13 protein-coding genes are annotated in these 14,699 nt (G+C 43.1%); 6 read left to right on the top strand and 7 right to left on the bottom strand.

The annotated features are described in order from the left end of the window. The coding region (locus AB5542_RS06565) for an LTA synthase family protein (RefSeq protein ID WP_368243020.1) at positions 1–1,464 on the top strand (1,464 nt) is incomplete at its 5' end. 48 nt (positions 1,465–1,512) lie between these two features. On the opposite strand, the gene AB5542_RS06560 is transcribed toward AB5542_RS06565, so the two are convergent. The 5 genes from AB5542_RS06560 to AB5542_RS06540 all read right to left on the bottom strand — a co-directional run bounded on the left by AB5542_RS06560 (position 1,513) and on the right by AB5542_RS06540 (position 8,118). Further along, positions 1,513–3,264, bottom strand: coding sequence for a SpoIIE family protein phosphatase (locus AB5542_RS06560; protein ID WP_158571935.1), 1,752 nt, complete (start codon positions 3,262–3,264; stop codon positions 1,513–1,515). Positions 3,265–3,398: 134 nt separating this feature from the next. Then, positions 3,399–4,589 carry a metallophosphoesterase gene (locus AB5542_RS06555; protein WP_118302264.1) on the bottom strand — a complete coding sequence of 397 codons (1,191 nt, stop codon included), beginning with the start codon at positions 4,587–4,589 and terminating at the stop codon, positions 3,399–3,401. Positions 4,590–4,595: 6 nt separating this feature from the next. Then, positions 4,596–5,252, bottom strand: a complete 657-nt coding sequence (locus AB5542_RS06550) for a carbohydrate-binding family 9-like protein (protein ID WP_118302266.1) — start codon at positions 5,250–5,252, stop codon at positions 4,596–4,598. A 222-nt stretch (positions 5,253–5,474) separates the two neighbouring features. Beyond that, positions 5,475–7,145, bottom strand: coding sequence for a formate--tetrahydrofolate ligase (locus AB5542_RS06545; RefSeq protein WP_118302268.1), 1,671 nt, complete (start codon positions 7,143–7,145; stop codon positions 5,475–5,477). A gap of 85 nt (positions 7,146–7,230) precedes the next feature. After that, positions 7,231–8,118: a coiled-coil domain-containing protein gene (locus AB5542_RS06540; RefSeq protein ID WP_118302270.1), complete on the bottom strand. Its 888-nt coding sequence runs from the start codon at positions 8,116–8,118 to the stop codon at positions 7,231–7,233. Positions 8,119–8,313: 195 nt separating this feature from the next. Here AB5542_RS06540 and AB5542_RS06535 point away from each other — a divergent pair, with 195 nt between their 5' ends. Next, positions 8,314–9,594 (top strand): DUF2851 family protein, encoded by a 1,281-nt coding sequence (locus tag AB5542_RS06535; protein WP_279037237.1) that lies wholly within the window; start codon positions 8,314–8,316, stop codon positions 9,592–9,594. 7 nt (positions 9,595–9,601) lie between these two features. Here the strand turns inward: AB5542_RS06535 and AB5542_RS06530 are convergent, their stop codons facing one another. Then, positions 9,602–9,964 (bottom strand): hypothetical protein, encoded by a 363-nt coding sequence (locus AB5542_RS06530; protein ID WP_279037235.1) that lies wholly within the window; start codon positions 9,962–9,964, stop codon positions 9,602–9,604. 6 nt (positions 9,965–9,970) lie between these two features. Continuing rightward, positions 9,971–10,621 (bottom strand): hypothetical protein, encoded by a 651-nt coding sequence (locus tag AB5542_RS06525; RefSeq protein ID WP_087420287.1) that lies wholly within the window; start codon positions 10,619–10,621, stop codon positions 9,971–9,973. A gap of 234 nt (positions 10,622–10,855) precedes the next feature. On the opposite strand from AB5542_RS06525, the gene AB5542_RS06520 reads away from it, so the two are divergent. The 4 genes from AB5542_RS06520 (at position 10,856) to thiE (ending at position 14,614) form a co-directional block, all read left to right on the top strand. Continuing rightward, on the top strand, positions 10,856–11,749 hold the full coding sequence (locus AB5542_RS06520) for a Fic family protein (protein ID WP_118302276.1): 894 nt from the start codon (positions 10,856–10,858) through the stop codon (positions 11,747–11,749). Positions 11,750–11,896: 147 nt separating this feature from the next. Continuing rightward, positions 11,897–13,081 carry a carboxypeptidase-like regulatory domain-containing protein gene (locus tag AB5542_RS06515; RefSeq protein WP_118302278.1) on the top strand — a complete coding sequence of 395 codons (1,185 nt, stop codon included), beginning with the start codon at positions 11,897–11,899 and terminating at the stop codon, positions 13,079–13,081. 113 nt (positions 13,082–13,194) lie between these two features. Continuing rightward, positions 13,195–13,989 carry a hydroxyethylthiazole kinase gene (thiM, locus tag AB5542_RS06510; protein ID WP_279037230.1) on the top strand — a complete coding sequence of 265 codons (795 nt, stop codon included), beginning with the start codon at positions 13,195–13,197 and terminating at the stop codon, positions 13,987–13,989. 7 nt (positions 13,990–13,996) lie between these two features. Continuing rightward, complete coding sequence (gene thiE, locus AB5542_RS06505; RefSeq protein ID WP_118302282.1) at positions 13,997–14,614, top strand: thiamine phosphate synthase; 618 nt, start codon at positions 13,997–13,999, stop codon at positions 14,612–14,614. Positions 14,615–14,699: the final 85 nt, after the last annotated feature.

The raw sequence follows: 14,699 nt of genomic DNA, 5'->3' as shown, positions 1-14,699 counted from the left end.
CCCTTGTTTTACTTGAAGACACCCGGAGAGGCGATGGCCTCAACTCCGACGGGGTTGATTCTGTTGCTCTTGTTACTCTATGCAGTCATGGTGGCTGTTTTTTACGCGATTTACCGCCGTTGGGTGGCCAAGACTCTTCGTACGGACAGACGGGAGGCATTATGGTACGGTGTCGTATATCTTATTTTAGGTGGTGTTGCGTTTATTCCCGTGAGAGGCGGTTTCAACGTGGCCCCAATGAACGTGAGTTTCGTGTTTTTCAATAACAAAAATATGTACGCGAATCAGGCTGCGGTTAATCCGGTATGGAACTTCCTGTACGAGGTAATGCATATTGACAAGGTAAAGGGAAATTATGCTTTTATGCCGGAGGATAAGGCTCAACAGTTGGTGGATAGCGTGTATGTGGAAACGGGAGATTATCCCAAGGTATTGAAAACCGATAAACCTAACGTGGTGGTACTCTTGTTGGAAACATTCACATTAAACGCTTGGGACGCCATGCCGAATTTACAAGCAATAGCCAAGGAAGGGATATTTTTCTCTAATATATACGCAACCGGAAATCGTTCAGACCGGGGTATTTTGGGGGTGATCAGCGGTTTCCCCGCTTATCCGAATGCATCCATGTTGAAATACCCGAACAAGACTTATGAACAACCCCGTTTCCCGCTGAATTTCGAAACAGAAGGGTACTCTACTCGTTTTTATTATGCAGGGGATCTCAATTTTGGCGGCTTCCGTTCTTACGTGACCATGAGTTTTCAGGGTACAGTTACCGAGGATGATTTTTCGGGAGAGGCCATCGAGAACCGTTTCAAATGGGGGGTACATGACGGGTATATGCTTGATCGTCTTTACGAAGATTTACGAATTGCCCAAGTACCGTTCATGTATATGGCGTTTACTATGAGTAGTCATGAACCCTTTATCGTTCCTATGGAGACAAAGATTCCGGGAGATGATAGCGGTTCCAAGTTGAAGAATGCGATTGCGTACACGGACCAATGTCTGGGAGAATTCTTTGAAAAGTGTAAGAAATCGGGGCTTTGGGATAATACCTTATTCGTGCTGGTAGCCGATCATGGAACCCGTCACGTGGGGAATTTACAACCTCATTTGCCGGAGGCTTATCGAATTCCGATGATCTTCACGGGAGGAGCGATGAACGTGCAGGATTCCGTGGTCAATACATTGGGATCTCAGACCGATATGGTGGCAACATTGTTTGCCCAGTTGGGAATGAACGCCGAGGCATTCCATTACAGCAAGAATCTGTTGAACCCGACGGCCAAACCTTTTGCTTTTTATTCTTTCACGAATGCGGCGGCAGTGGTGACGAATAACGGGGCATACATCTATGATCTGAAAACAAAAAAGCCGATAGGACCTAACACCAATCCCCAAGATGGAGAGTTATTGAAAGCTTATTTACAAGTTGTTGATCGGGATTTTAAAAAATGAATCAAAAGGGGAGGGTGTTTGATAAACGACTTTTGTCCCTCCTCCCTTTTATAAATATTGCACAGCAAACAATGTCAGATCGTCCGCCTCTTCATGGCTATTCCCGGTATATTCTTTCAGATCATCTAAGACGATATGAACTAGTTGTTGCGGGGTGTCACAAGGGTTGGATTCGATAACCTTTTTCACCCGTTCCTTCCCGTAAAAATGGCGTTCAGAATTCTGGGCCTCGGTCAACCCGTCCGTGTATAGGAAGAGCATATCGCCACTTTCCATTTGATAGCGGCTTTCTTTATACATGGTTCGCATAACACCGATTGGAATACCCAATGAATCTTCAAGGAATTTCACCTCTTTCTCTTCCCGTGTACATAGAATCGGGAAAGGATGGCCCGCGTTAGCATAAGATAGTATCCCGTTCTTTAAATCGAGAATACCGACGAACATGGTGATGAACATATCGTCTTCCACGTTGTCACTCATGTAATTATTAATAGTATTACAGATGTCCGAGGAAGTACGTTTCCGGGGAGCGATATAATTAAAGAGGGTGGAGACCGAAGCCATGTACAAGGCGGCTGGAATACCTTTCCCTCTCACGTCACCCACGATAAAATAGAGGCAGTTTCTTTTCACGAAATAACTGTACATATCTCCGCCGACAGCCTTGGATTGTTCCAAACGGGCATACAGGGAGAAATGGAATTTCGAGATTCGGGGGATTGAGGGAAGGAATCTTTCTTGGATGCGTTGAGCTACACGCATTTCACCTTCTATCTTCTCTTTTTCGATCGTGCTGATCCTAAGATTCTCGATCGATTCAACGATCCTTTTTTGCATATAGACAAATGATTCCCGTAGTTCCTGTATCTCGTCTTTATTCCCGATCATGGGTATAGGTTCATTGAAATTACCGTCAGCAATCATGCGTGTGACTGTTGAGAATTGTTTCAACGGGTAGAATAAACGCTTGATCACCCGGATAACCACCCAGAAAAGAAGAATCAAGCAGGAGATGCAACAGATCAGGATCAGATCGTTAATACGGGCGATAGAATCAAACACTTCGTGATGCGGACAGATAACAACCAATACCCATTTCGTGTGGGGCATATGTTTGAAATACACGAAGAAACGAACGTGATCAATGGATATTTCACCCGATCCGCTTTCTTCTTTCGTGGCTCTTTTGAGGATTTTTTCGTAATCAATATTTTTAGTTTCTGCGTATTTACGAATATCACTGAACATTCGGATTTCTTGATTCGGGTGGGCAATCAGAATACCGTTCCGGTTCATTAGATAGGCATAACCTGTTTTATAGAGAGACAGGTGATTGACAAAATCCGTGAATTCTTCTAAGAAAATATCCAGTCGTAGATACCCCACAAATTGATTTTTCGAATCATACATCGGCTCGAAACGGGAGAAAACCCGTTGCTTGATATAGGAAAAACTGTAATAGTAGTTACTCCAATAAGATTTTCTTTGAGCATGGGCGTCTTTGTCCAAACGTTCTGTGGAAAAATGGATACTACCGTGTGACAATTTTTTGAAATGGACGGAGTCCTTATGGCGGTAAACAAACACATCATGATCTTTATAGCCCGGTTCGTATTCTAAGGCGCAACCACATATTTCGGGGGAGTTTTTCAATACGGACTTAAACGTGTTACGATCTCCGGCAATAAGCAGGTCTTTTATCGGCTCGAGTTTCAGCATGGAATTAATTCTTTCAATCACCCTGCCTTGTTCTTTAATTTGATTTTCTGCCTGTTCAGCGATTAGTTCCGAGTACATCGTGACATTTTTGTATTGTGATATTCTCGGCAATACATACAGGATGATAAAGATGACCAGAAATATGACCGTGCAAACGGATAATATATAGATGGTCAATCTGGTACTGAAAGAGTTTTTCCGGGAAGATTTCATTATTTACAATCGTTGGTTAACTTGATTAAGGTGATTTCCGGTCTTTGGCCGATACGTCCGGCGAATCCCAGATAACCAACTCCCCGGGAGACGTACAATTGCTGGCCGTTTGCTGTATACAGTCCGTTATACTCCGGGTAGACGTACACTGCCGGGCTCCACCGGAAACTGCCGATGGTGATTCCCAGTTGCATGGCGTGCGTGTGACCTGCCAGCATGAGGTCCACAGGATAATTTAGTACCTCGTGTCGCCAGTGAGACGGGTCGTGAGAAAGGAGAATGACGGGATAACCGTCTGTTCCTTCCAAGGCTTGAGCTAATTTACCAAAACAAGGAAAGGGGGGAAGTCCCCAGTTTTCAACCCCGGCCAAATAAAGCGTATCCTTCGCGATGACAAGCGGGACATTCGTGTTATTCAGCATCGTGAAATCAGCCCGTTCCATATTCTTGAAAAACTGTTTCAGGTTATTCTCTTGGTCTGTTTTCGAGGGCCACTTCACGTAAGTACCGTAATCATGGTTCCCGGTCGTGGCATATTTGCCGTATTTGGCTTTTAATTTTTTTAAGGTTTCGATCCAAGGGTCCATTTCCGAGGCAAAACTATTTACCATGTCTCCGGTAAACACGATCAAGTCGGGATTTAACCGGTTTACTTCATCCACGAGTTTCGTGATTCCGGGATAATGTTCTCCGTAACTTCCCAAGTGTAAATCGGTTAGTTGTACGATGCGAAAATCATTGAAGGCGTCGGGTAGAGTTTTGATACACACGGTCTCCCGCTCAATTTTGTAGCTGTACCTGTACCACGTGATCCCGTTCAATATAACAATAAAAGAGGCTAGAGCTATACCTAGAGCCAGTCTGTTCACGATTCTGGCAGCAGGAATGCATTTAGCCATCCTCAATAAGATAGAGAAAGCATTTACAATGATATACAAAGTCTTGGGGGTATAGAACAGCAGGATAATAGAGATACATTTTTCCACCCAGAAATAGGCTTCCGGACCTTTTAGAGTTGGGATAAACAAGTGATACCACACGATACAAGCCACGAAAAACAAAGAGTGCAGCCAGAATAAATACGAGCATATTTTTCGCTTGAAATAACGTCTGATCTGTAAAAATAGAAGCGAGTCATTCAGCAACACGCAGAAAATTCCAGCTATCAGTATGAATAATCCTGTTTTCATGGTTAGTTATTTAAAAATAAGTGTTCCGAAGAATTCCGGTCGATGGAAATCCGGTTTTTCCGTTGGAATCGGATTCCACGTGACAAAGTGAGGGTGGGGAAGTTTGTTCCCGCATTTATGAATATTTCCCCTGATCGTGGTTCCGGAAGTGGGCATAAAAGTGTGTTTGAAAAAAGCAGTGTGAGGGAATCTGATAATCAGTGACCATTGATAAAAAGCTTCATCTTGATTCTCATTGTTGAATTTTATGGTAGAATCCCTGAGAATGGTGGTACTTATTTGCATTGGCATTAGGCTGCGATTCTCTCTACCCGTACCGTAAGCGCATAAGATTGTACCGATCGCATTGATTTCAATATTGTAGTATCCGTCCCCGTCTTCCAATTGGATGAAAAGTTCCACGCAGGAATCTTCCCACACGTGTCCGCAATCCGTGATTTCCGTGGCTCGGAATTCATTTTCATGCACGTCAAATTTCAAGAAAATGTGCTGTTCGTTATAAGCAATCCGGAAATGGATATCCGGGCGATAAGGATAGGTATCCGGCCAGTTTACTTCCTTCAAGGTGATACGATTACATTCCCGGTCCAGGTGGTAGCTTAACACTTGTAGCGTTTCGTTACTTGCATACGGGGGAAACTTGACAATATCAATGGTATCCATGGCTTAGAACGAAAATAAGGAGGGTGTGTCAAAAGGTATTTTATCCTCAAAAAACTCCTCCGTCACTTCGTGCCACCTCTTCTATAAACAGAGAAGGAGCTGGAGATTCTTCCCGAAGAAAGGGAGTATTTCAACTCTCCCTCTGTTTATAGAGGGAGTACCCCGAAGGGGGGAGGGAGTTTGAAAAATGACTTTTGACACACCCTCCAGTTTAAAATTTATTTAGAACAATCCAGTGATCTTACCGTTGTTATCTATGTCAATTTTTTCGGCAGCGGGAATATCCGGTAAACCGGGCATTCTCATGATGCTACCCGTAATCGGGATGATGAATCCGGCTCCGGATGCAATCTCGATCTGGCGTACCGTTACCACGAAATCTTTCGGACGGCCAAGTAATTTCGGGTTGTCCGACAATGATTTCTGTGTTTTGGCGATACAAACCGGGAGTTTATCCAAGCCTAAGTCCATCACTTTTTTCAAGTCCGATTTAGCCTCTGCCGTGTAGTCAATAGCGGCTGCACCGTATAATTCTTTGGCAATGGTTTCAATCTTCTTTTCAACACTCCATTCCCAATCGTACAATGGTTTCATGTTACAAGTACATTGTTCTGCCACTTTGGCAACCAAACGAGCCAGGTTCTCCGCACCTTCTCCACCTTTTGCCCATACTTCAGCCACTTCCATGGGAACGTCAAGTTCTTTACATTTCTCGGCAAGGAAGGCGATCTCTTCGTCGGTATCCGTAACAAATTTGTTGATGGCAACAACGGGGCAGATATTGAATTTCTTCATATTCTCGACCTGTTTTTCCAAGTTGGCCACACCTTTCTTCAAGGCTTCTAAGTTCGGTTCTTTCAATTGGTCTAGTTTGGCTCCCCCGTGGTATTTTAATGCCCGAACGGTGGCCACCATAACGACAGCGGTGGGTTTTAATCCGGCTTTCACACACTTGATGTCGAAGAATTTCTCCGCCCCGAGGTCAAAACCGAATCCGGCCTCTGTCACCACGTAGTCGGAGAGGGTTAATCCCATACGAGTGGCAATGATTGAGTTGGTTCCTTGGGCGATATTTGCGAAGGGACCACCATGTATGATGGCCGGGTTGCCTTCCAAAGTTTGTACCAAATTCGGTTTGATTGCATCCTTTAATAAGGCCGCCATTGCACCGTGTGCGTGTAGATCCCGGGCATAAATCGGTTTCTTGTCGAAGGTGTAACCGATAAAGATGTTACCCAGTCTGTTTTTCAGATCCTCGAAATCATCAGACAAGCAGAGAATGGCCATCACCTCGGATGCCGCAGTAATGTCGAATCCGGTTTCCCGCGGGATTCCAGCTGACGTACCACCCAAGCCTACGATAATATGGCGTAAGGAACGGTCATTCATGTCCATCACCCGTTTCCAGGTTACTGTACGAGGATCAATATTCAAAGAATGGGTTTTACTTTGAATATTATTGTCGATAAGGGCGGATAGCAGGTTATGAGCTTTTTCGATAGCACCGAAATCACCCGTGAAGTGCAGATTGATGTCTTCCATTGGAACGACTTGAGAGTAACCACCACCGGTGGCTCCTCCTTTGATTCCAAATACCGGGCCAAGTGAGGGTTCACGTAGTACGACCGTTGCTTGTTTCCCTATCCGGTTCAATCCTTCTGTAAGACCGATGGAGATTGTTGTTTTACCCTCTCCGGCAGGAGTTGGTGATATGGCAGATACAAGAATCAATTTTTTGCCGTCGATCTTTGATTTATCAATTAAACTTAACGGTAATTTGGCTTTATATCTTCCATAAGGTTCCAATAAATCTCTGTCTATGCCTAATTTATCTGCAATCTCGTAAATCGGTTTTATCTCGATCGAGTTTGCAATTTCAATATCTGTTTTCATGTTTATTAATTTTAGTTTCAAATTTCAAGTTACAAATCCCAGGTTAATTAGTTTACTGATTTTCTTGTAACTTGTTTCATTTTTTTTATTTTAAAATAAATTTAAGTGAACCGATTTGTTGATTATCCGAGAACAGATCGGCCACATATTCTCCTTTCGTCAGACTACCGTCATTCGGCCAATAGATAGCAACATCCAATTTTTCACCCTCGTACGTGATCTCTCTTCTGGCAGAATAGGTCAGGGAGGCATTTTGGAATTTAAAGAATGATTTGCTGGATGCAGCCAGTACTTCTCCATCCGGACGGGTGATCCGCAAGTAGATCATTCTAGGACCTCGTTTTGCCGTGATGTTACGGGAAATGGTAAAATCAGCCTTTAATTGGAAACACTTTTTCAACGTGGTTTCCTTGTCTCTTTTGTTGATCGGGTAAATGTGGAAGTTTTCGACGGCCAGCGTGTTGGCTTTTTCAAGAGTCTCTTCCATTTTTTCCGTCTTCTTTTCTAAGGTCTTATTGCGTTCGCGTACCCAGTCCATCTGTTTTTTCACCTCTTTGTTTTCGGCAAGGAGCTTTTGATTCAGTTGGTTCAGCGAGTCGATTTGTACCACGTAACTTCTTAAAACGGTTTTTAAAGTTCCGATCTCGCGTTTGTAACGATTAATTTCAGCGTAAGAATCATTTCGGAATTTCTTCATTTTATCCATCAACGTGGCAATCTTTTCTTGCTCGTGTACGAGTTTGGCGTTCAACGTGTCGTTGTCTGTTTTCAGATTATCGTAGTGGTGGCTCAGATCGGTCAATTCTTGCTGCAATTCCTCTTTCTCGGCCGTAATAACAATCATATTTTCCCTGTTTTCCTTTTTCTCCACGAGGAAGAACACGAAGAGTACGATTAAAACTGCGGACAACACCCCGATAATTATCATTAACGTCTTATCTTTCTTGCTTTTAGTTAAATTCTCATTTTCCATATTCGTTTCCTGTTTTATGTTATAGTCAAAGCTTGGTTATTCTTTTCAACAAATATAGGTATAAAACGTTATAGAAAGGAGAAAGGATTAGAATTTATAAAAATTTAGCACTTGTTTTTTTGTAAAAAAGTGCGTAATATTGTGAATGGCGTTTTTAGGGTCTGAAATATTCATATCAATTAACAAGTGAATTTTATGACAGAAGAGTTTTTGCAGTATGTATGGGCGAATTCGCTTTTCACGAGTACGGTGTGTATGTCAACCAAGGGGAAAAGAGTAGAAATTTTAAATGTCGGTTTTCAGAATCGGGATGCCGGACCGGATTTCTTTAATGCTAAAGTGCGTATCAATGATGTTGTGCAAGTGGGAAACGTGGAGATTCATCAGAAAGGAAGTGATTGGTTCCGTCATGCTCACGAAAAAGATTTGGCCTATAATAATGTTATTCTCTCCGTGGTGGGTGAGGCAGACATGGAAGTGTACGATTCTCGTGGTCGGGAAATTGATGCGATTACCCTGGTCTATGATAATAGGTTATGGGATGAGTATGTTTTCATGCAGGGAGTACCTGTTGAACCCCGTTGTCATCGACACTTGAAAGAGATTGATTCGACCCGTTTGGAAATGTTGTTCACGGGGTACGCGATCGAGCGGTTGGAACGTAAATGTAAAGATATTCAGGTGATGTTGCGGGAGACTAAAAATGATTGGGAGGAATGTTTCTACCGGATGTTGGTACGGTATTGGTCTGGGAACGTGAACGCTGATGTTTTCGCCCAGCTGGCTCAAAACTTATCTTACAAAAAAGTGGTTCGTAGTAGTGAATCTCTTTTCCGGGTGGAGGCGTTGCTTTTAGGGTATGCCGGTTTGTTGGCTGACGTGCCGGAAACAGACGAGTATGCCCTTGGTTTGCGGGAGGAGTACGAGTATCAGGCAGCCAAATTCCAACTGGAAGCCATGAATGTTTCTCAATGGAAATTCATGCGGATTCGTCCGATAGCTTTTCCCACGGTTCGTCTGGCCTTGCTGGCCTCTTTGATGATGCGTTTCAATTTCTTGCTTTCCAGTGTGCTGGATGCCTCAGACGTGTCGGAAATTTATGGTTTACTGGACGTAACCGCCTCTTCTTATTGGGATACTCACTATAAATTAGGAGTGGTTTCCGTGAAACGGGTGAAGAAATTGGGGAATAGCATGAAGAACGTAATTATTATTAATGCCTTGATACCGTTCCTGTTCATTTACGGGAAAGAACGGGGGGAAGAACGATATTGTGATAAGGCGTTACGATGGCTGGAAGAGTTGAGGGCGGAACGTAATCATATTTCGGATGCGTGGACCCGTTACGGGGTACAGGTGAATTCCGCTTTACAATCCCAAGCTTTGTTACAGGTAAAACGAGAATATTGTGATGCACATCGTTGTCTGCATTGTAAAATAGGAGCGGAAATATTCCGTCGGGTAGGAAGAGGTTGATTCGACACTAATTGAGTTCCTGTTTCAGAACATCCGGCAGTTCGATTCCTCGTTTCTCCAAACTGATAAACCAATCGGATAGCTCTTCGGGACGGATCGTGTATAGGATTTCCCGGAATTGGTCAATTTGTTGGTCATCGAAACCGTCGGAGGGAATACCCCTGTATTGATCGAGTTCCTCGTCATCGAAATATTCGATCTTTTCATCTATTTTTTTCAGCCCTTTTTCACAGATGGCATGAGCCCCACAACAATCGGCAGGGGGAGCCACGACGGGAGGCTCTTCTGTTTTCGTTTTTGATTTTGAAGAGTATGTAAAAAGGGCAACTATTACTAGTAGCCCTATTATGCTGATAATGATATAAATCATTTTTAATTACCTGCTAAGTTCTTTTTTCAGAAGATTTACTTGGTTTGTCAGTTTTTCAACCTCTTGGGTTTTCTTGGTTAACTGGCTCTTGGCATCTGCTAACTGTTTTTTTACCCCGGCAATCTCTTTTTCCAAACGGGCAATCTCGCTGTCTTTGAATTTGAGGCTCGATTTGATATGTTCCACTTCGTTGCTCAATTTGCGGTTGTCCCAGTCAGCGTTGGTTTTATAGTCAGTCAACTGTTTCCGGATTTGGTCCCGTTCCTCGGTTGTCCTTTTTAGTTGAAGTTGTAGTTCAGCTAGTTGTCCTTCGCTGCTTTGTACTTTGGATTTTACCTGTTCTGACACGTCTTTTAACTCTGATTTTAAGGCTGATTCCTTGCTTTGTAAAGCACGTAATTGGGTGTTCAGGTCATCAATCTGTTTGTCCTTGGCGGCATTGTTCGCTGTCAACTGGTAACGAACAGCGTTGAAGTCATCTTTCAGTTTCTGCATTTCGGATTCCAATGATTTTTTGTCATTCTCCAAAGTTGCCACTTCCCGATCAATGCTCCTTTTCGCTCTGGCTAACTCCTCGTATTTCTTTTTAGAAACACAAGAGGAAAGAAGTAATGTAAATATTAAGATGCCTGATATATAAAATAATCCTTTTCTCATATTTGAAATGTTTTAATTGAACTTTTCTGTTGTCGTGTGACAAAAGTAGTAAATAATTTGTGTATAACAAAGAATGTAGGGGATGCCAGAATCTTAATTTATTGTTAATGAAAGGCGATCTGGTGTATTTTTGAGTGTGATGTGCGATAAACATGGTCTGTTTTTTTGCCGTTACCGGCAAAAACAACTACCTTTGTTTGAAATCTAAATGTAAAACTTGCCGATAATTTTAATATGGAATATATTTCAGTGAATGAATTTGCTAGGAAATACGGTATTTCGGAGCGTACTGCACGCAACTATTGTGCGACCGGGAAGATCGAGGGGGTGTTTTTAACGGGTAAAACTTGGAATATTCCAAAAGCTGCCGGATTGCCCATGCGTAAGTCTTCCCCAATGGAGGTTATGCCATTACTTGCTATATTGCGAGAACAGAAGAAAATGAAGTTGAAGGGGGGCATTTATCATCGTACACAAATAGACCTCACGTATAATTCCAATCACATCGAGGGAAGTCGCTTAACTCACGACCAAACGCGTTACATTTTTGAAACCAACACGATCGGGATAACAGATGAAAGTGTGAACGTGGATGATATTATCGAGACGACCAACCACTTTCGTTGTATTGATCTAATTATTGACCGGGCAGAAGAGCGACTTTCAGAAAAATATATCAAAGAATTGCATTATATTTTGAAATCCGGAACGTCTGACCATCGTAAAGATTGGTTTGCTGTTGGTGACTACAAGCGTTTACCGAACGAGGTGGGCGGAATCTTGACAACACCACCGGAATTGGTCCACTATGAAGTTAAAACTTTGTTGGCAGAATATAACGCGAAGAAGTCTAAGACTTTCGAGGATATTATTGACTTGCATCAAAGATTCGAATCCATTCATCCGTTTCAGGATGGTAATGGACGTGTTGGTCGGTTAATCATGTTCAAAGAGTGTCTGGCGAATGGTTTTGTCCCGTTTATCATCACGGAAGAGTTGAAGATGTTTTATTATCGTGGATTGCAGGAATGGAGTCATGTCAGAAACTATTTGCTTGATACGTGCCTTACTGCACAAGATAATTACAAAGAAATTTTAACTGGATTTAGAATCAAGTATTCAACGTAATCAGCACCGCTTAGAACTTTGAAATTACAAGCTGAATACCCTTAATCAAGGTGTATTGTTTTTAATAACTTGCGACTAGTGAACTTGTAACCTGCAACTTTTTTATATCTTTGCAGAGGAAAATTAATTTTGAATAATAGAAATGCTATGAATAAAAAAATACTATCATTAATTATTTTGTTTTTAGGAGTGTTCTCGGTCATACAAGCTCAGAATGACGGGAAGATTCGGGTGAAAGGTGTTGTACTGGACGAGACAACACGGCAACCTATCGCTTTTGCAAATATTGGAATTATCGGAACTGCGGCGGGAGCTGCCTCAGATATGGATGGTTTGTTTGAGTTGATCGTGTCGGAAAAATTGGCAACTTACATGATGAGAGTGTCCGCGGTGGGATATGCATCCGCGGAGATGAAGGTGTACGAGGCACGAGATAAAGGGGAGGTGCAAATTCTTCTGAAACCGGTTACTTACGGGATCGGGGAGGTGGACGTGACGGCCGAGTCTCTGGTGTTGAAGAAATTACTGGAGAACGTGGTGAAGAATATTGGGAGGAATTATATTCCACGGCCCTATAATTACGAGGGATATTTCGAGTATGGTGTAGAGGTAAACGACGGGGAGAAGAAATTTAAGGAGGCGATCGTGGATATTTATGATAGTGAAGGGTATAAGCGTTCAAACGTGGAGCAAACGTTTAAAGCGTTGAATTATAATTTTTCGCAGGTTCGCCGGAGTGGGGAAAGCGGTTCTGCTGTTGACGGTTTGATCTATTTCGATGATATTATTACGGCAGATATTGTTCGTAATACTCGTAATATACTGGATTTACAAAATTTCCGAGACTTCAAACTGAGAAGTAAAGGAAAATTCATGTATGAAGGGGATTCCGTGCAGATTGTTACTTATGAATGTCTAAAACCTTCCTTGTCAAATTCCGGTACGGCAAACGTAACGAAATTCAGTGGGGAGTTGTACGTGGAATTAAAGAGTTTCGCAATTATCAAGAACGTGATGCACGTAACTTCTTCTGCGTTTAACTTGTTGGGACGTAATTTGCTGCTTGCTGGAGATAGTCCCCGGCACGAGGTGATGGCCACAATCACGACGAACTATAAACGTGTTAGTTCATATTATTTCCTTAGTGGCGTAAGTATCGTCTACACTTACAAGGATGGTGCCGACCGGATTAAGGGTGAGATGCAGTACCAAACTACTAAAGTCAGCGTGAACAAGACCACCCCGATTACCGGAAGAGTCTATTACGAGGAAGTACCCACCGATCACAATTTCTGGGATCGGTACACGATTTATTTGGAGGAAGAAGAATAGATTAATTTTAGATTTAATGATTTTAGATTTTAAATTCCAGCCGCACTCATCAGCGCTCCTGATTTAACTCTAAACTTTAAACTCTCATTTTCAACTTTCAGTTTTCAATTATCATGTTGGAGCAAATTTGGGAAAATATCCAGCGGGTGAAGGAAGAATCCCCGCTGGTGCATAATATAACGAATGCCGTGGTGATGAATAACACGGCAAATGCGTTGCTTGCCGCTGGAGCATCACCGATTATGGCACACGCCCTGGAAGAGATTGACGAGATGGTGGCTTTATGTCGTGCCACGGTAATTAATATTGGTACACTGGATCGTTTTACCGTGGAATCCATGAAAGCGGCTATCCGGCGGGCAAACGAAGTGGGGCATCCCGTGGTACTTGATCCAGTGGGAGCCGGGGCCACGAGCTTTCGTAATCAGACGTTGCGGGATATACTGGCAGCCGGAACTCCGACTTTTATACGGGGCAATGCATCTGAGATCATGACTATGGCAGGATTATCAACACAATCCAAGGGAGTGGATAGTTCCGAATCTTCTTTAAACAGCCTTGATGCAGCCAAAGCGTTAAGCCAGCGAGTCGAGTGTGTCATTTGCGTTAGCGGGGAGACGGATCTAGTAGTAGAAGGCGATCGGGTAGTATACCTGCATAACGGTTCGCCGATGATGGAGAATGTGACCGGGTTGGGGTGTACAGCTTCGGCTATTCTGGGGGCGTTTGCTGCGGTTGTAAAGAATCCGTTTATGGCAGCTGTTAGTGCTACTTCTTTCATGGGGGTATGTGGCGAGATTGCCGTGGGGATGTCTCAAGGCCCTGGAACATTGCAACTTCATCTATATGATGTGATGTATAACTTGAGTCAGGAACAATTCATGCAGATTGTACGAGTTTCAGAATAAGAGGGATATGCGAATTTATTTGGTTACGGATGAAGGGTTGTTATTAGGGAAGGACTTGTACCGTACGGTTGAGGCTGCCGTAAAAGGTGGGGTGAGCATGGTACAGTTACGGGAAAAAGAGTCGTCAACCCGAGAATTTATTGAACGGGCAATTCGGTTGAAAGAAGTGTTGACTCCTTACGGAGTCCCTCTGATTATTAATGACCGGGTGGATGTTGCGTTGGCGGCTAATGCTGATGGGGTACACGTGGGACAAAGCGATATGCCCTACGAGATGGTTAAGCGGTTACTACCGGAGGGGAAAATTATCGGTTTATCCGTGGAATCACCGGAACAGGTGCTGGAGGCCAATGACTATGATTTGGATTACGTGGCAGCAAGTCCCGTGTTTTCAACCACGACGAAAACAAATACTATCGTAGAATGGGGATTAGATGGCTTACGCTGGATCAGATCTGTTTCCCGCCATCCGTTAGTTGCCATCGGGGGAATTCATCCTGATAACGTGGCGTCGATATTTCAGGCCGGGGCGGATAGCGTGGCGGTAATCTCGGCGATTGTCTCTGCCGACGATCCGGAACGAGCTGCACGGGAATTATTGGAAAAAAGCGGTGAACTTCACTAATTTATTTTACTATACTAACCCCTGCCTGATGATTAGACTATCCTTGCTTTACCTTTAAAATATAATCTAAACATATCATGAACAC

Origin of the sequence: Butyricimonas sp. RTP31003st1_G1_RTP31003_210430 (assembly GCF_040920905.1) — a bacterium.
Lineage (GTDB): Bacteria > Bacteroidota > Bacteroidia > Bacteroidales > Marinifilaceae > Butyricimonas > Butyricimonas paravirosa.
The sequence above is the reverse complement of the archived record's forward strand: the minus strand, read 5'-3'. Positions and strand labels throughout refer to the sequence as shown.